This is a genomic window from Streptomyces uncialis (assembly GCF_036250755.1).
Classification (GTDB): Bacteria; Actinomycetota; Actinomycetes; order Streptomycetales; family Streptomycetaceae; genus Streptomyces; species Streptomyces uncialis.
In genome coordinates, this window is sequence record NZ_CP109583.1 from 8777246 (window position 1) to 8794050 (window position 16805).

Consider the following 16805-nt stretch of genomic DNA (forward strand, 5'->3'; position numbering starts at 1 on the left):
GGCGAGACTACGAAAAGCTATCTTCGGCCGCTCACCACCGTCAACGCAGAAAGCACAGAACCGCATGAGGGGTTTGTGAAGTCCTCTACAGAGGAACGTGTGAGGGCATCCACGGCCGCCCGGAACCCGGCGGACCGTTTCCCGCTGTCCGCCCCCTCGTTCAGGAAGACATGCGCGCCACACACACCCCAGAGACCACAGGCGTCCCGGACGCCCCGCCGATCCTCGTCCTCGGCGCCACCGGTTCCGTAGGCGGCAGGCTCGACGCCCAGCTGCGGAGCCTGGGCGCGACCACCCGCCCCGCCGCACGGCACACCGCGATCCCCTTCGACTGGGACGACGACTCCACCTGGGAACCGGCCCTGCGCGGCATCCGCCGGATGTTCCTGATGGCCCCCGACCGCGTCCCCGTCAACCCCGGCTTCGTCGCCCTGGCGGCGGACCTCGGGGTGGAGCACCTGCTGCTGCTCTCCAGCCGCGCCATCGAGGTCATAGGGGATCAGCGTCTGCTGGACGCGGAGGACACCGTCAAGGAGTCCGGGACCGGCTGGACGATCCTGCGGGCCGACTGGTTCGACCAGAACTTCGACGAGGGCCCCTTCCTCGACTCCGTCCACGCCCAGGAACTGGCGATGCCGATGGGCGACTGCCGTCAGACGTTCGTGGACCTGACCGACGTGGCCGCCGTGGCCGCCGTGATCCTCACCGCCCCCGCCACGGAACACCTCCGTCGCACCTACGAGGTGACGGGCCCGCAGGCGCTGACCTTCGCCGAGGTCTGCGCGATCATCGGCGACACCACGGGACATCCGTTCAAGTTCCACGGCGACCCCGAGAGCTACCGCGCCGCGCACACCGCCTTCGGCCGCCCGGTCGAGGAGATCGAGCGGGAGCTCACCGCCTACACCGCCCTGCGGTCCCTGGGCGACTCGAAGCCCGCCGACACCGTCCCCCGGCTGACCGGCCGCCCGGCCCGCACCTTCCAGGAGTACGCGGCGGGGGTCACCGCCTGGAGCTGACCCCCGCCGGGGCGGCGGAGAACCGCGACATCGTGGAGCCCGCCGACGCCTGACGGCGGAGGTACGGAAGCCGTCGGCGTCCCGTACCCACGGGACGCCGGTCGCACCTCACCGTGCTGTCAGCGCCTCGCCCGAACTCCCCGCCGGGTCGCGCCGCCGCCGCGGACCAGGCTCGACAGGGACAGCAGCCCCGGCCCGAAGAAGACCAGCAGCAGGAAGCCCCAGCAGAACAGCGCCGGGGACAGGCCGCCGTTCTGGAGCGGGAAGAGACCGTCCCGCTGGTGCTCCGTGAAGTACGCGAAGGCCATGATCCCCGAGCTGACGAACGCCGCGCCACGCGTCGCCACTCCGAGGAGGACGAGAGCACCACAGACCAGCTCGATCACCCCCGCGTACCAGAACGGCCAGTCGCCGACGGGACTCCTCGGCCGGTCCAGCACCCCGAAGACCGTGGCGGCGCCCTCGCTGGTGAACAGCAGACCCAGGACGACACGGAACAGCCCGAGGACGAGAGGCTGGTGACGGGAGAGTCTGTCGCTCAAGGGGGATGTGCTCATCGGCGCGTGCTCCTCGGATCGATCGGCGCCTCCCTGGGAGACACGGGGCGGGGCCGACGGACGAGAGCCCTCCCGCACTTCCCATACGTGCGCACCGGACGATCGGTTCAGCCGAATCCCTGGCACCCGACCGCTGCGGGGCATCATCCTGTGCCGGGCGGTTCGCCTCGCCGCGTCACCGGACCGGCCCCTTCGCCCTCAGCTTGAGGTCGCCGCGATGGTCTTCCGGAACGCTGTGCCCTTTCTGTGAGCCGGAGATGAACCACGGCTTTCGCGGTGCCATCTTCCGTGGCGAAGAGGCCGCTTGGCCTCGCTCCGCACCGGGGCGAGCTCATCCACCGGAGGACAACCTCATGCAGAGACGACGACTCGTTCCCGTGCTGGCGGTGAGTGTCATGGCCACCCTGGTCCCCGCCGTGACCACCACCGCGACAGCCGCACCGGCACCCGCCACGAGTCCCCTGGCACGGTACGCCGAGCAGAACCCCACCTGGAAGCGCTGCGACCCACGGCAGCCGGCCGCCTTCCAGTGCGCCAAGGTCAAGGTTCCGCTCAACTACGCCAAGCCCGGCGGCAAGAAGCTCGACATCGCGATATCCCGCTACCGCACCAGTACGCCGGGCAAACGCCACGGAGTCCTGCTCTCCAACCCCGGCGGCCCCGGCGGTCCCGGGATCAGCTTCCCCCTGATGCTCCACGCCGAACTGCCCCGGTCCGTGCGGGAGCGGTACGACCTCATCGGCTTCGACCCCCGTGGCGTCGGCATGAGCTCCCCGGTCACCTGCGGGCTCTCCCCGGCTGAGTCCCGCTGGCCGCGTGTGTACAAGGCGAGGACCTACGCCAGGGACGTCACCACGGCGAAGGCGGTCGCCACCAAGTGCCGCGCGCGGTCCGGGGAGAAGCTGCCGCACATCACCACCCGCAACACCGCCCGGGACATGGATCTGATCCGTACCGTCCTCGGCGAGAAGAAGCTCAACTACCTGGGCTACTCCTACGGCACCTATCTCGGCGCCGTCTACACCCAGATGTTCCCCAAGCGCACCGGCCGCTTCGTCCTCGACAGCGCCGTCGACCCGGGGCGCGTCTGGCGCGGCATGATCCAGGGCTGGGCCGAGGGCGCGGAGCCCGCGTTCCGGCGGTGGACGAAGTGGGCCGCGGAGCGCAACCCGGTCTACGGACTGGGCGACACCCCCCAGAAGGTGAGCAAGAGCTTCTGGGACCTGATCGCCCGCGCCGACCGGCAACCCTTCGAGTACCAGGGCGAAATGCTCGACGGCGACAGGATACGCACCTACATGCGGTTCTCGACCTTCGGTGTCGAGTACGCCAGCACACTGGTCGTGGAACTCAAGAAGGCCGCCGCCGGGCAGCGGACCGCCCTCGCGCCGACCGCGCGGCGCGCGCTGCCCGCCTTCGCCGAGGAGATACCGGCGGACAACTACAACGCGTCGTTCTGGGCCGTCGCCTGCGGTGACCACTCCGCCGCCTGGCCGAAGAACCCGGCGCAGTACCGCAAGGACGCGGTCCGGGACAAGAAGCGCTACCCCCTGTACGGGGACTTCGCGTCCAACATCATGCCGTGCGCCTTCTGGAACAAGTCCCGTGAGCCGGTGACCAAGGTCGACAACAGGGTGCCCTCCCTGATCGTCCAGAACGAGTGGGACTCCCAGACCCCGCTCGTCGCCGCGAAGGGGATGCGCCGCGCGCTCAAGGGCTCGAAGATGGTGACCGTCAAGGGCGGCGGGGGCCACGGGGTCTACCTCTCCGGCGGAAGCGCGTGTGCTGACGCGGCAGTGGCGTCGTACCTGCGGACGGGGAAGCTTCCGGCGAGCGACACCACCTGCGCTCCCAGCACGCCCCGCACCTCGCGGACCCAGCAGTCCCCGCTGCCGCAGCACCTGAACCGCTTCTGAGCCGTCCCGCCCGGGGTCCGGGGGCCGCACGCCATGCGGCCCCGCAGTGGCCCTGATGCCCGTAGCCGTGAGGAGCCCCCGGCCCGCGTCGGTCGCGGAACGCGCCGGGTCCGCGATCGGTCCGCGAACTCCGATATGCGTAGGGGCGTGCGACCCGAGACATCGCCTCGCCGGGTGCCTACGATAAGCGGACAAGTCGGGCCGCCGGATCAGCGAGTGACCGTGGGCGGACCCGGGTGCCGTTGTCTGTTCGACGGGTATAGGCCGCTTCACCATGACTTGGGATATTTGTCGGCCGCGCCTTCCCGTTCCTGCCTCACGGGTGAGCCACCATGAGCCCCTGGCGCGCTCGCCGGTCCGCCCTGGCTGCCGGTCGCCGTAGCGCGGGGAGCATGGGCGAAGCGAGCGGAGGCGGCGGTGTGTTGAACGCGTGGACACCGATCCTGCTGCTCCTGGCGGTGGCCTTGGCGGGGCTGGCGGTGCTCTACGGGGTGTCGACGTGGCTCGCGCCCGCCCGATCCGCCGTGGACGCCGACCCGTTCAGCGGGGGCCGCGCACCGGAGCAGCACGCCTTCTCACGGTTCCATGTGCGCTGGTACCCGATCACCATGATCTTCCTCGCCTTCGACATGGAGATGCTCTTCATGTACCCGTGGGTGAAGGTCGTGCCGGAGATCGGCGTCGCCGCGGTCGTCGAGATGTTCCTCTTCCTCGGAATCCTGTTCGCCGGTGTCCTGTACGCGTGGCGCGAGGGGGCTTTCCGGTGGACCTGAGAAGCCGGTTGCGGCGTATGGCGGTGCGCAGCCCCGTGGCTCTGCCGGCGGTCCTGCCCGGAGCGACGCAAGCGCGCCTCGGCGTCGAGGCGGAACTGCGTCGGCGGGGCTGGGAGACCGCACAGGCCCCGGCGGCGGCGGATCTGCTGGTGGTCTGCGGCAGTCCGTATCCGGAGGAGGACCGGCGGCTCGACACCCTGCTACGGACCATGTCGCAGCCGGCGGCACGCGTCGATGTGACACGGCCCGAGCATGCCGCACAGGCTCTGGACGAGGGCTTCGCCCTGCTCCGCGACAAAGCGGCCTCACGTTCAGAATCCCCCCTGGGACACGAGGACGCCGCCGCCGGGAAGCACGACGCGCACCCCGCCAAGGGCACCGCACCCGCAGGGCCCGCTCATGGGCCACATCATGAGCATGCAGGTCCAGGTCACCCCGGGCAGGACGCACCCGGCGGCCACTCGGGCCATGAAGCGCACACGATGTCCACGGTGGCGGGGCTGCCGATGGCCGACCGGGCGGCCGACCGGGACGGGCTCAGCCTGGACCGGCTGAACCTGCCGCTGGGCCCTGTGCTGGCCGACTGGCCCGCCGGGCTGATCCTGCGCTGCGCGTTGCAGGGCGACATCGTCCAGGAAGTCCATGTGGACCGTGTCCCTGGTCCATCGGACGGCACCTCCTTCTGGAACGAACCCTGGTCGCGGGCGGCTCGGGGAGAACCGGTCGAGCGCGGCGCCGCGGCCCGCCGCCGCTGCGCGGCCCATCTGGACAGCCTCGGCCGCCTTCTCTCGCTGGCGGGCCGGCCGGACACGGCGGCGCGACTGAGGCGGCTGCGGGACGACGTACTCGCCGGCGCGCCGTCCGTGCACTGCGGTGAGCGGCTCCAGGCCCTCACGAAGCGCGTCGAACGCTCGCGGACGCTGCGCTGGGGCCTCGCCGGTCTGGGAAGGCTGTCCGCGGAGCGGGCGCGGCAGCGGGGAGTGACCGGTCCCGCGCTGGAGGCGGACGGCGATGTCCACGACCGGCTCCTGACATGGTCGCGGGAGGCCCGCCGGGCGGTCCGGGACTTCGACGACGGCCGCCCGCTGTCCACCGGGCGGCTGATCGGACCACGCGGCACGGTCGAGGGGACCGTACCTCCCTCGCAGGCGCTGCTCGACGTTCTTCCGGAGCTGCTGACCGGTACCGAACTCGGCTGCGCCCGGCTCATCGTGGCGAGCCTGGACCCCGATCTGGACGAGCCCGTCGCCGTACCCGCGACGGAGGGCGCGCATGCCTGACGCCGCTCCCCTGTGGGCGACGGTGATCCTGCCGGTCGCCCTGGTGTCCGTCGCGGTCGTCACCGCCGGGTTCGACGCGGTGCTGTCCGCCGCCGCGGTGCGAGGCCGCCCGGGGTCGCCGCGCGAGGTGGGTACCTGGGCGGCGGCTCCCCTGCGCGAGGCGTTTCGGCTGCTCGCGCAGCAGCCACGCCGGACCATCGCGGCCGATGTCGCGCTGGGCCGGATCGGGGTGGTGCTGGTACCCGTGGCGGCCGTACTGGCGGGAGCGGTACTGCCACTCGGGTTCCGCCCGGTGAGCGACCCGGCCGTCGGCATCGTGTGGTTCAACGCGATGGAGGCACTGGCCTGGGCGGCGGTGTGGCTGACCGGGTGGGGCCCGAACTCCGCGCTGTCGCTGATCGGCGGCTACCGCTTCCTCGCGCAGGGCCTCGCGTACGAACTGCCGCACATGTTCGCGATCACCACCGCCGCCCTGGGCGCCGGGTCCCTCCGGGTCGGGGAGGTCGTGGCGGCGCAGGACGGCCTGTGGTTCGCGGTGTGGATGCCGGTCGCGTTCCTCGTCTATCTGCTCAGCGCGATGGCGATGTCCTTCTGGGGACCGTTCGGGCATCCGCTGGGCAGGGACACCGCGGGCGGGGCGGCCATGGAGCTGTCGGGTGTCGACCGGCTGGTCCTCCTGGGCGGCCGGTGGCTGCTGATGGTCGTGACCGCGGCCGTCAGCGTGCCGCTGTTCCTCGGCGGGGGCAACGGCCCGCTGCTGCCCCCCTGGGCATGGACCCTGCTGAAGACCGCGCTGGTCCTGGCGGCGCTGGTCGCCGGGCGCAGGCTCCTGCCCACCCTGCGGATGGAGCGCTACACGGAGTTCGCCTGGCTGGTGCTCGTACCCGCCACGCTGTTGCAGGCCCTTGTCGTCGCCGTCGTCGTACTGAATCGCTGAGAGGAAGTGCCATCCGGTGACCGAGGACATCGTCTTCTGGGTGCTCGCGGTCCTCGCCGTCGCCTCCGGCGTCATGGTCTTCCGGTTCGACTCCATGGCCCGCGCCACATACGCGCTGCTGCTGTCGCTGCTCTGCGTCGGCGGTGAGGTCCTGCTGCTGGGGCTCGACTACCTCGGCGTGGTCATCGTGCTGATGATGACCATCGAGATGGCCCTCATGGCCGTGTTCATGGTGATGTTCATGATGAACCCGGCCGGCCTCATGCCGATGTCGATGCTGCACAACAAGAAGGGCGCGGCCGTCATCTGTACGACGGTGTTCGCCGCACTCGCCACCGGAATCCTCCTCGCCCGATGGCCGGCCCGGCGGGGCCGTCCGCCCACCGACCCCACCATGTCGCTCGGTATGTCGCTCATGGGGCCGCAGATGCTCACGATGGTGACCCTGGGCATGGCCCTCTTCGCCACCATCGTCTCGACCGTCGTCCTGTCCACCCGGCGTGGCCGCTACGACCGGTTCGGCGACGATCTGCGCACCCGCCCCGCCGACGACCCGGTCCCGGGAGGCGGGGGCCGGTGAGCCTGGACCTGCTTCTGCTGCTCGCCGCCGCCCTGTTCAGCATCGGACTGTTCGGCGCGCTGACCCAGCAGTCCGTCGTGATGCTGATGATGGGCCTGGAGCTGATGCTGGGAGGCGTCATCGTCGGCGCGGCGGCGATCTGGCACTTCCTCACCCCCGACGCGGCGGACGGGCAGGTCCTGGTCGTCCTCGCGGTGACCGTGATGGCGGTGGAGATGGCCGTCGGCTTCGCGGTGGTCACCGCGCTGTTCCGGACGCGCGAGGTCGACACGACCGACATGGCGGCGGAGCTCAAGAGATGAGCGCACTGCTGTGGGCGCTGATCGCCCTGCCGCTGGCGGTCGGCGCGCTGCTGACAGCGGCCGGACGGTATGCCGACCGGGCCGCCCCGGCGGTGGCGGTCGCCTGCGCCACCGCGACCCTCGGTCTCGCCGTCGCCGCCGCCCTGCGGCACCCCACCGCCGAGGCGCCCCTGCTGGAGCACCTGCCCGTACGTCTGGCGGTGGACGGCCTGTCCGGTCTGACGGCGGTGACCGTGGCGGCGATCACCGCGGCCGTCCTGCTCTTCAGCGCCGGCGACATCGGCCCCGGGGAATCCCGCGCCCGCTTCTTCGGTCTGATGCTCCTGTTCAGCGGCTCGATGCTCACCACGGTCACGGCCGCCTCCCTCCCCGTCCTGCTGATGGCATGGGAGGTGATGGGGGCCACCTCCTGGGCACTCATCGGCTTCTGGTGGCGCGACCCGGCGCGCGGACGCGCGGCGAACACGGCCTTCCTCACCACACGCGCGGCCGACCTCGGGCTCTATCTGGCCGCCGGCGCGGCCCTGGCCGGCGGCCAGGCGAACGCCCTGGCCCTGGACGGACTCTCCCGCACCGCCGAACCCTGGCTCTCCGCCGTCACCGCCGGGGTGATCGTGGCGGCCCTGGGGAAGTCCGCCCAGCTGCCCTTCAGTTTCTGGCTCTCACACGCCATGCGGGGGCCCAGCCCGGTCTCCGCGCTGCTGCACTCCGCGACCATGGTGGTGGCCGGGGCGTATCTGCTGCTCCGGCTGGAGCCGCTGCTCAGCGCCTCGGGCTGGGGCGGCCCGGCCGTCGCGTGGACCGGCGCCGCCACAGCGGTACTGCTCGGACTGGTCGCCGTCGCCCAGGCCGACCTCAAGCAACTCCTCGCGGCGTCCAGTTGCGCCCAGATCGGCTTCATGGTGATGGCGGCCGGGACGGGGTCCGTCACCGGCGGGACCGTACAGCTCATGGCCCACGCGGCGGCCAAGAGCCTGGCGTTCCTCGTCGCCGGTGCCTGGCTCACCGCCCTCGGCGTACGGACCCTGCCCGCCCTGCGCGGGTCGGCCCGCCGCCATCGGACGGCCGGCCTCTCCTTCACCGTGTCCGCGCTGACGCTCGCCGGGATTCCGCCGCTCTCCCTCTGGGCGGCCAAGGACCTGCTGCTGGCGGGCGCCCTGGCGGAGAGCGCCTGGCTGTACGCGGTGGGGCTGGCGGCCGGGGTGATCTCCGCCGTGTACGCGGTGAAGGCACTCTGGTTCGTATGGCGTCCGGCACCGGTTCCCGGCAGCGGCGTCCCGAGCGTGACACCCGTGTCCGGCACCGGCCTTCCGCGCCGCGAGCCATCCGCGTCCGGTACCCGCCTGCCGGGCACGGCACCCGCGCCCGGCAGCGGCCGTCCCGGCCGGCCAACTGTGTCCGGCAGCGGCCCTCCCGGCGAGCCACCCGCGCCCGGCACCCACCTACCCCGCATGCCAGCTGCGCCCGGCAGCCGCCCACCCGGCGAGCCATCCGCCTCCGGCATCCGGCTGCCGCGCGTGGAGGCGCCGCCGTTCGTCCTCCTCGCCGTCGCATGCGTCGGCCTCACCGCGCTCGCCGTGCCTCCGGCGCGGGACGCGGTGGCCCGGGTCCTCGGGGGCGCGACGCAACCGGTCCCCGTCGCCTGGGAGTTCGCCCTCTCCGGTGGGCTGGCCCTGCTCGCCTCCGCCATCGTGTGGACCTGGGGCGCCCCCGCCCTCGGAGCGCCGTGGACCGACTGGCTCCGCCTGGAAGCCGCGGCACGACTCCTCCTCGTACGCCCCACGATCCGCGTCGCCCACGCCCTGGCCGTCTTCGACGACCGGGTCCTGGACCGGGCCGTCGACGGCGTGGCGCGCGGCGTCCTCGCCCTCGCCCGGTGGACCGACCGCCGCGTCGAAACGGGTGTCGACCGCGCCGTCGAAGGCGTCGCGTCCGCCGCACGCGCGCTCGGCCGATGGGCCCGCGGACCGCAGAGCGGACAGCTCCACCAGTACCTCGCCCAGACCGTCGCGGCGTTCACCGTCCTTGCCATCGCACTCGTCCTCGTGAGGTGACCGCATTGCTCACGGCCCTGATCCTGCTCCCCACCGCCGTCGCGGCACTCCTGATGTGTGTCCCGCGCACTGCCCCGCGCTCCGTCTTCCTCACCGTGTGGGTGGCGACCGCGGCAGCCGAACTCGCCCTCACCCTGGCCGTGTGGGCGGGATACCGGCCCGACGGCGGAATGCAGTACGAGACACAGGTCACATGGATCCCCAGTGCCGGGGTGAGCTACCACATCGGTGTCGACGGCCTGTCCTTGCCGCTGATGGCCATGACCTCCCTGCTCTTCCTCGCCTGTGCCGTCTACGCACTCCGGGAGACCCGGCGGGTACGGGAGTTCGCGGCGCTCTTCCTCTTCCTCCAGACAACCTGCCTCGGACTGTTCGCCGCCCTCGACCTGATCCTCTTCTTCGTCTTCTTCGACCTGTCCATCGTCGCGATGTACTTCATCATCGCGAGCTGGGGGCACGCCGGAGCGCACCGGGCCGCCCTGAAGTTCTTCCTCTACACCTTCCTCGGCTCCCTCGCCCTGCTGCTCGGCTTCATCGGCCTCTACCTCGCCGCCGATCCGCACACCTTCGACATCGTCGAACTCACCGGGACGAACCCCCTCGCCGGCCGCTCGCTGTACGGCGCGCTGGTACTGCTCGCCATCGGCGTGGGCCTCGCGGTGAAGACCCCGACCGTCCCCTTCCACACCTGGCTGCCGCCCGCGCACACCGAGGCCCCCACCATCGGATCGGTCGTCCTCGCCGGTGTACTGCTCAAGATGGGCACCTACGGATTCCTGCGGATCGCGATGCCCGTACTCCCCGGCGCCTGGACGGAGTACGCCCTGGTCTTCGTCGTCGTCGGCGTGGTCTCCGTGCTGTACGGGGCACTGGTCGCCATGGCCCAGACCGACTTCAAACGGATGATCGCCTACACCTCGGTCAACCACATGGGCTACATCCTGCTGGCGATCGGCGCCGCCGCCGCCGTCGGCACCGGCGAACAGGCCCGGCGACTCGCCGTCACAGGAGCCGTGTTCCAGATGGTCAGCCACGGTCTGCTCACCGGCGCGCTCTTCCTGCTCTCCGGCGTGCTGTACGCACGCGGACGCACCTACGAGATGGCCGCGTACTCAGGGGTCGCCGACCGGGCCCCGGTCTTCGCCGCGGCGACCGGACTCGCGGCGTTCGCGTCCCTCGGACTGCCCGGCTTCTCCGGCTTCATCGCCGAGTTCCAGATCCTCGCCGGCAGCCTCGGCCCCCGGCCCGTCGCGACCGGACTGGCCCTGCTGGGCATCCTGATCACCGCCGCGCTCCTCGTCCGCGCGATGCAGCAGATCTTCCTCGGCCCGACACGACTGCCCGCCCTGGCCCCCGGCGCGGCCGGACCGTTCCCCGATCTGCGGCCGCACGAGAGCGCCGCCGTCCTCCCCCTCCTCGCACTCGGCATCGTCCTCGGCCTCATGCCCCGCTTCGTCCTCGACATCATCGAACCCGCCTCCCACCAGGTGCTGGACCTGCTCGCGCGATGAACGGGATGAACGAGAACCCCCTCGACCTCCTCCCCGAGGCGCTGCTCGCCGCGTCCGCGGTCATCGGACTGCTCCTCGGGGCCTGGCTGCCCCGGCACCGCCAGTGGATGACCGGCGCCCTCGCCGCCGCGGCCTGCACGGCGGGCATCGCCGCGGCGGCCGTCGCCGCGGCCGGTCCCGACACCACCGCGTTCGGCGAGTCCTTCAGCGTCGACCCCGTCACCGGAGCGGGCAGGATCATCATCCTCGCCGGCACCCTCCTCGTCCTCGCCCTGGCGGTCGGCCCGCTCCACGCGCACCCCCGTGAGACCGAGTTCTACGTCCTGCTGCAACTCGCCGCCCTCGGCGCCCTGATGCTCGCCGGGGCCCAGGACCTGCTGCTGCTCGCCGCCGGATATCTGCTGGCCAGTGTCCCCGCCTACACCCTCGCCGGATTCCGTAAGGACGCGGCGGGCACGGAAGCGGCCCTCAAGTACTACGTCGTGGGCGCGGCCCTCGGCGTGGTGATGCTCGGCGGGATCACGGTGCTGCTCGCCGCCGGGCGCGCGACCATGTACCCGATACTGCGAGCCGAACTGCCCATGGCCTCCGCCGCACTGGTGACGACCGGGACGATCGCGCTGGTGGCAGGCGTCCTCTTCAAGGCCGGGGGAGTGCCGGCCCACTTCTGGGTGCCGGACACCGTGCAGGGCAGCACGGCACCCGTGGCCGCGTTCCTGACCACCGTCCCCAAGATCGGCGCCCTCGTCGCCCTCTACCGCCTCGCCGCGGTGCCCCTCGCGGACACCGCGATCCCCTGGCCCGGACTGGTGGCCGTGCTCTCAGCGGCCTCGATGACCCTGGGGAACCTGGCCGCGTTCTTCCAGCGGGACGTCAAACGCCTGCTCGCGTACTCGACGATCAGCCAGGTCGGCTATCTCCTGATGCCCGTCGCGGTCGTCGGCGCCACCGGCCTCGACCAGCGGGCGCTGCTCTTCTACCTGGCGGCGTACACCGTCACCAACATCGGGGCGTTCGCCGTCGTCTGCGCCCTGCCCGACGCGCACACCATCGAGGACTACCGAGGACTGGCCCGGGAACGGCTCGTCCTCATCGCCTCCCTCGTCGTCTGCCTCCTCGGTCTGGTCGGCACACCACCCACCGCCGTCTTCCTCGGCAAACTCCAGGTGTTCAGCGCGGCGTTCGACGGCGGCTACGCCTGGCTCGCTGTCCTCGCCGCCGTCAACACGGTCGCCTCGCTCTTCTACTACCTGCGCTGGATCGCCCCGACCGTCTCGCCCCGAACCCACCGGCACGCGGCCACCGGCCCCAGGACGGCCGCGGGAGTCGCCTGCGTGACGGCCACCGCCTCCCTAGCCCTCGGCGTACTGGCCGAACCCGTCCTGGAAGTCCTCGCCACGCCCCTCATGCCCTGACACGGCCCGACGTGCTCCGACATGGCCCCGACACGACCTCCACGCGGCCTGGACACGACCCCGGCTCGGCACCGGAGCGGCCCGACTCGGCCCCGACCCGGGCCCCTGGGCCGGTCACCGCGGCTTCCACAAGTACGGGAGAGCTGTGGGCGCGGGAGGACTACTGCTGCGGGAGAATGCGGACGAGCCCGGCGGGTGCGACCGGTCGGCCGCGCCACTCGCGCGGATAGCCGAGCGACACCTCGCGGTGGGGCACCCCGTCGCACTCGATCGTGCGCGGGATGTGCAGATGCCCGTAGACGACGGTGATCGCGCGGTACCGCACATGCCAGTCCGCCGTGGCCTCGGTGCCGCACCACAGGGCGAACTCCGGGTAGCGCAGGACCCGGGTCGGCTCACGTACCAGCGGGAAGTGGTTGACGAGCACGGTGGGCAGCGCGGGGTCGATCCGGTCCAGGCGTGAGCGGGTGTAGGACAGCCGCGCCCGGCACCACGCCTCACGGCTGGGATACGGGTCGGGATGCAGCAGATACTCGTCGGTCGCGACCACACCCGCCTGGTGGGCGACGTCGAGCGCCCCTTCCACGGTGTATGTCCCCTCGGGCCGGAACGTGTAGTCGTACAGCACGAACAGCGGCGCGATCACGACCGGTCCGTCGGCGCCCGGCCACACCGGGTACTCGTCCTCGGGTGTGACCACCCCGAGGTCGCGCAGGGTCCGCACCAGGTGTGTGTACCGCTTGTCGCCCCGCAGCTGCACCGGGTCCTTCGGCGGGGTCCACAGCTCATGGTTGCCGGGAGCCCAGATGACCTTGGCGAAGCGTTCGTTGAGTGTGCCGAGCGCCCACACGATGTCGTCGAAGGTCTCCCCGACATCCCCGGCGACCACCAGCCAGTCGTCGTCCGACTCGGGGCGCAGCCCTTCGACGATGGCACGGTTCTCGGTGTAGCGGACATGGAGGTCGCTGATGGCGAGCAACTTCATCCCAGCACCCCTGCCCCGGCATCGCGGCCACGCCGCACGTCCTCGTACATATGGCTTCCCGTCCGTGTCCCCGCGCACGACATCTGTGCGCATGCCCTGTCCTCGCGCGCCGACCCGCTCGCGACGCGGTACCACTGACGAACACCCCACTCTACGTGCCGCGTTGGGTGGTGGGGGCGGGGGGACGGGAGGCCCGGGTGCGGGGAGGTCCCCATGCGGCCGGGTGCCCCGGTGTCACGACCGACGAGCCGGGCCCGACGGTCCGGGCCCGGCTCGAAGGGACTGGCTGGAACGCGCCGGGCTAGTAGTTCCGCCACTCGTGGCGGGTGTACTCCAGGACCGCGGGGTCCATCAGGGTGCTGGCCCGTACGTCCTGGCGGCGGCGGTCGACCGGGAAGACGGTGGACGCCCTGAGGACGGAGCCGTCGAGGAACCTCAGCGGCGGGGCGTCGCCCGCGAGGCGCAGCGGTGGCGGGGCGTCGGTTCCGGCGGTGGCGAGGAGGAAGCCCCAGTTGCCGAAGCTGGGCACATCGACCTGGAACGGCGTGGTGGTGTATCCGGCCTCGGCCATGGTCTCGGCGATCGACCAGTACGTCTTGGGGGCGAAGAACGGCGAACCGCCCTGGACGAGCACCTGGCTGTCCGGCTTCAGGACCCGGCCGAGGAGATGGTAGAACTCCACGCTGTACAGCTTGGCGAGGGCCGCGGTGTCCGGGTCGGGGAAGTCGATGAGGACCGCGTCGTAGCGCCGTGTCGCGTCGCGCAGCCAGTTGAAGGCGTCGGCGTGGACGGTGGTGACCCGCGGGTCGTCGAGGGCTTTGTCGTTGAGTGCGGCGAGCGGGGAGAAGTCGCGTGCCAGCCGGGTGATCGCGGGGTCGAGGTCCACCAGGGTCACGTCCTCGACGTCGTCGTAGCGCAGTACCTCGCGCAGGGCGAGCGCGTCGCCGCCGCCGAGGATGAGTACGGACGAGCGGTTCTTCGACAGACCGGGGTGGACGAGTGCCTCGTGGTAGCGGTACTCGTCCACGGAGGAGAACTGGAGGTCGCCGTTGAGGAACAGCCGGGTGTCCGGGGACCCGGTGAACGCCCTGGAGCGGGTGATCACGATGTCCTGGTACGGGGTGGTCTCGGCGTGGACGATCGGATCGCGGTAGAGCTGCTGACGGGCGCTGACCTCGATCTCGTCGGCCAGGACGTACACCGTGCCGAGGATGCCGAGGACGGCGGTCATACCCGCGAGCAGACCGATCCGCACGATACGGCGCATCTCATGGCGGAAGATCCACAGTACGACGACGACACCGGCGGTGGCGTTGACGGCGCCCACGACCAGGGCGCCCTGGAGCTGCCCGAAGGCGGGCAGCAGCAGGAACGGGAAGGCCAGTCCGCCGACCAGGGCGCCGATGTAGTCGACGGCGAACATATCGGCGACGGCGCTGCCCGCCTCCTGCCGTCTGATCCGCTGGAGAAGAGTCATCAGCAGGGGGATCTCGGCGCCGATGAGGAGTCCGACCGCGAAGGACACCACCACCATGGCGGGCATGTAGATGCGCAGCCAGGCGAACGAGACGTACAGGATGAGCACCGACAGTCCGCCGACCAGGGCGAGGGTGCCCTCGATGAGGGCGAAGCCGCCGGCCGCCCGCTTCTGGAGCGGTTTGGCGGCCAGCGAGCCGATGCCCATCGCGAAGACCATGACGGACAGCACCACCGAGGTCTGCACCACGGAGTTGCCGATGAGGTAGCTGCCGAGCGCGGTCAGCGCCAGTTCGTAGGTCAGTCCGCAGGCGGCGCAGATGAACACGGCGAGCAGCAGCAGGAACCGTGCCGCCCGCGACTGGGGCCCTTGCGCGCGGGACGCGGGTTCGGAGGTGCGGGGGACGGTGTCGGTGCTCACGGAGGCGGTCAGGAGACGGCCGCGCCGACCATGAAGGCCGTACCCAGGTACATCGCCGCCTGGACCCAGGCCGCGGGATGCGGACGGTCGCCGCTGTCGTCCAGGACGACGGCGCCCATCCGGCCCGGGGTCATCAGCCCCACGACGAGCGAGATGAGCGTCATCACGACGACTCCCGCAAGCCCGTAGAGCAGGGTGCTGGCGAGGCCCTGGCCGAGGCCCAGTTCGGACTCGCTGGCGCGGATCGACTGCTCGATCACCAGGCCGATGGCCACCGTCTGCCCGGCGAGGAGGATCGCCGCCCCGCGGTTGCGCTCGGTCCACACCACATGGAACAGCTTGCCGGGGGTGACGAGGTCGAGGGCGACGAAGCCCACGGCCATCACGACGAAGCCGACGAGGCCGTAGAGCAGGGCGATGCCCGCCGACTCGAATATCTCTGCCACGGTGGTGCCTTTCGCTGGGGTCGTTGACGTGCTCGGACGGGCGGCGGTGGGCTATTTGCCCGCGCCGGGGCCCCCGCCGCGGAATTCGTTGCTGTCCGGGTGCGGCCACTTCGAGGGCAGCTTCCCGTACCAGCGCTGATAGCCGGTGCGGTAGTCCACGACCTCGATCCGGCTGCCCCGCTTGTAGGGGGCGATGGAGACGATGTCCTCGCGGTAGCGCAGGTACACCGTGTTCCCGTCGCGGCCCCGGTCCCGTGCCGAGGTGTGCCCGGAGATCTCGTCGGCGACCGAGCCCGGGCGGTCCTTCTTGTCCACATGGCCGACGGGTACGCGGGCGTACTGGCTGCTGATCCACTGGTACGGGACGGCGTTGGCCTGCTCGTCCGAGCTGTCGGAGCAGGCGGCGAGCGCCACCGTGGCGAGGAGCGTCGCGCTGACGCGTCGTGCGGTCTTCATCGGGCCTCCATTCGGGTGTGCGTCGCCACGATCCGGCGGCTCTGCGGATAGGTGTGCCAGGTCCGCCAGGCCAGCCCGTCGGCGAGCGGGTCCACGACCAGCGCGGTGACGGCTTCCTGGGCCCCGGGGAAGATCCCGTACAGCGCCCGCGGGTGGGTGTCCGACATCCGTCGGACCCATGCCACCTCGTTGCTGAACTCCTCCGGGGTGAAGTCCTGCACCCGGGCGGTGAAACGGTACTGCCAACCGTCGGACGTCCGCACCGTGTCGGGCAGGCCGCCCGGGGTCCCGGGCAGGCACGCCACGGTTTCCCGGACCGGGCCGGCGAAGACCTGATGGGAGGCGCCCAGCAGCCGGAGCTGCACCTCGACGCCGCCGACCGTGAGGTCGCGCACCGCGAGGGCCTCGTGCGGAGGCTGCCCCAGGGAGAAGGCGAGCTGGTCGGCGTCGGTGTCCAGATACGGGGTCGCCAGGGCTATGCCGGAACCGCCGCTCATAGGGCGCGCCCCCGCCATGTCGCCGGTGCCGGTCCCCGTCCTCCGGCGGGGTCCTCCCCGCGCGTCTTCCTCAGCACCGCATACTCGAACGTCACAGGGCCCCCGTACTCACAGTCGTGCCAAATTTCCGCTGAGTATGCTACAAATTCCCGCCACCTTCCGACGAGCGGGTTTGAGCGG

General features: G+C 71.4%; 16 protein-coding genes. 10 read left to right on the forward strand and 6 right to left on the reverse strand.

Going from position 1 to position 16805, the window contains the following annotated elements:
* Positions 1-170: 170 nt before the first annotated feature.
* Positions 171-1019: a Rossmann-fold NAD(P)-binding domain-containing protein gene (locus OG711_RS36745; RefSeq protein WP_329563153.1), complete on the forward strand. Its 849-nt coding sequence runs from the start codon at positions 171-173 to the stop codon at positions 1017-1019.
* Positions 1020-1138: 119 nt separating this feature from the next.
* Here OG711_RS36745 and OG711_RS36750 read toward each other — a convergent pair whose 3' ends face one another.
* Positions 1139-1576, reverse strand: coding sequence for a DoxX family protein (locus OG711_RS36750; RefSeq protein ID WP_329563155.1), 438 nt, complete (start codon positions 1574-1576; stop codon positions 1139-1141).
* Positions 1577-1929: 353 nt separating this feature from the next.
* On the opposite strand from OG711_RS36750, the gene OG711_RS36755 reads away from it, so the two are divergent.
* From OG711_RS36755 to OG711_RS36795, 9 genes are all read left to right on the forward strand, one after another.
* Positions 1930-3492, forward strand: coding sequence for an alpha/beta hydrolase (locus tag OG711_RS36755; protein WP_329563157.1), 1563 nt, complete (start codon positions 1930-1932; stop codon positions 3490-3492).
* 392 nt (positions 3493-3884) lie between these two features.
* Positions 3885-4265, forward strand: a complete 381-nt coding sequence (locus OG711_RS36760) for an NADH-quinone oxidoreductase subunit A (protein ID WP_266511288.1) — start codon at positions 3885-3887, stop codon at positions 4263-4265.
* Positions 4266-4300: 35 nt separating this feature from the next.
* Positions 4301-5545 carry a hypothetical protein gene (locus OG711_RS36765; protein ID WP_329563159.1) on the forward strand — a complete coding sequence of 415 codons (1245 nt, stop codon included), beginning with the start codon at positions 4301-4303 and terminating at the stop codon, positions 5543-5545.
* Positions 5538-6482, forward strand: coding sequence for a complex I subunit 1 family protein (locus OG711_RS36770; RefSeq protein WP_329563161.1), 945 nt, complete (start codon positions 5538-5540; stop codon positions 6480-6482). The genes OG711_RS36765 and OG711_RS36770 overlap by 8 nt, the downstream gene beginning before the upstream one ends.
* Before the next feature lie 16 nt (positions 6483-6498).
* Entirely contained in the window at positions 6499-7062 is a 564-nt protein-coding gene (locus OG711_RS36775; RefSeq protein WP_073788379.1) for an NADH-quinone oxidoreductase subunit J, read from the forward strand.
* Complete coding sequence (gene nuoK, locus OG711_RS36780) at positions 7059-7364, forward strand: NADH-quinone oxidoreductase subunit NuoK (RefSeq protein WP_329563163.1); 306 nt, start codon at positions 7059-7061, stop codon at positions 7362-7364. The genes OG711_RS36775 and nuoK overlap by 4 nt, the downstream gene beginning before the upstream one ends.
* Positions 7361-9418 carry an NADH-quinone oxidoreductase subunit 5 family protein gene (locus OG711_RS36785; RefSeq protein WP_329563165.1) on the forward strand — a complete coding sequence of 686 codons (2058 nt, stop codon included), beginning with the start codon at positions 7361-7363 and terminating at the stop codon, positions 9416-9418. The genes nuoK and OG711_RS36785 overlap by 4 nt, the downstream gene beginning before the upstream one ends.
* Positions 9419-9423: 5 nt before the next feature.
* Positions 9424-10929 (forward strand): complex I subunit 4 family protein, encoded by a 1506-nt coding sequence (locus tag OG711_RS36790; protein ID WP_178391041.1) that lies wholly within the window; start codon positions 9424-9426, stop codon positions 10927-10929.
* Positions 10926-12344 (forward strand): NADH-quinone oxidoreductase subunit N, encoded by a 1419-nt coding sequence (locus tag OG711_RS36795; protein WP_329563167.1) that lies wholly within the window; start codon positions 10926-10928, stop codon positions 12342-12344. The genes OG711_RS36790 and OG711_RS36795 overlap by 4 nt, the downstream gene beginning before the upstream one ends.
* Before the next feature lie 160 nt (positions 12345-12504).
* Here OG711_RS36795 and OG711_RS36800 read toward each other — a convergent pair whose 3' ends face one another.
* The 5 genes from OG711_RS36800 to OG711_RS36820 all read right to left on the reverse strand — a co-directional run bounded on the left by OG711_RS36800 (position 12505) and on the right by OG711_RS36820 (position 16625).
* Positions 12505-13329: a metallophosphoesterase family protein gene (locus OG711_RS36800; protein WP_073788369.1), complete on the reverse strand. Its 825-nt coding sequence runs from the start codon at positions 13327-13329 to the stop codon at positions 12505-12507.
* A gap of 301 nt (positions 13330-13630) precedes the next feature.
* Positions 13631-15226 carry a polyamine aminopropyltransferase gene (locus tag OG711_RS36805; protein WP_266511265.1) on the reverse strand — a complete coding sequence of 532 codons (1596 nt, stop codon included), beginning with the start codon at positions 15224-15226 and terminating at the stop codon, positions 13631-13633.
* An 8-nt stretch (positions 15227-15234) separates the two neighbouring features.
* Positions 15235-15672: a DUF350 domain-containing protein gene (locus tag OG711_RS36810; protein ID WP_073788363.1), complete on the reverse strand. Its 438-nt coding sequence runs from the start codon at positions 15670-15672 to the stop codon at positions 15235-15237.
* A gap of 51 nt (positions 15673-15723) precedes the next feature.
* Positions 15724-16128 (reverse strand): DUF4247 domain-containing protein, encoded by a 405-nt coding sequence (locus OG711_RS36815; RefSeq protein ID WP_073788360.1) that lies wholly within the window; start codon positions 16126-16128, stop codon positions 15724-15726.
* On the reverse strand, positions 16125-16625 hold the full coding sequence (locus OG711_RS36820) for a DUF2617 family protein (protein ID WP_329563171.1): 501 nt from the start codon (positions 16623-16625) through the stop codon (positions 16125-16127). Before OG711_RS36820 ends, OG711_RS36815 begins: the two co-directional genes overlap by 4 nt.
* Positions 16626-16805 lie beyond the last annotated feature (180 nt).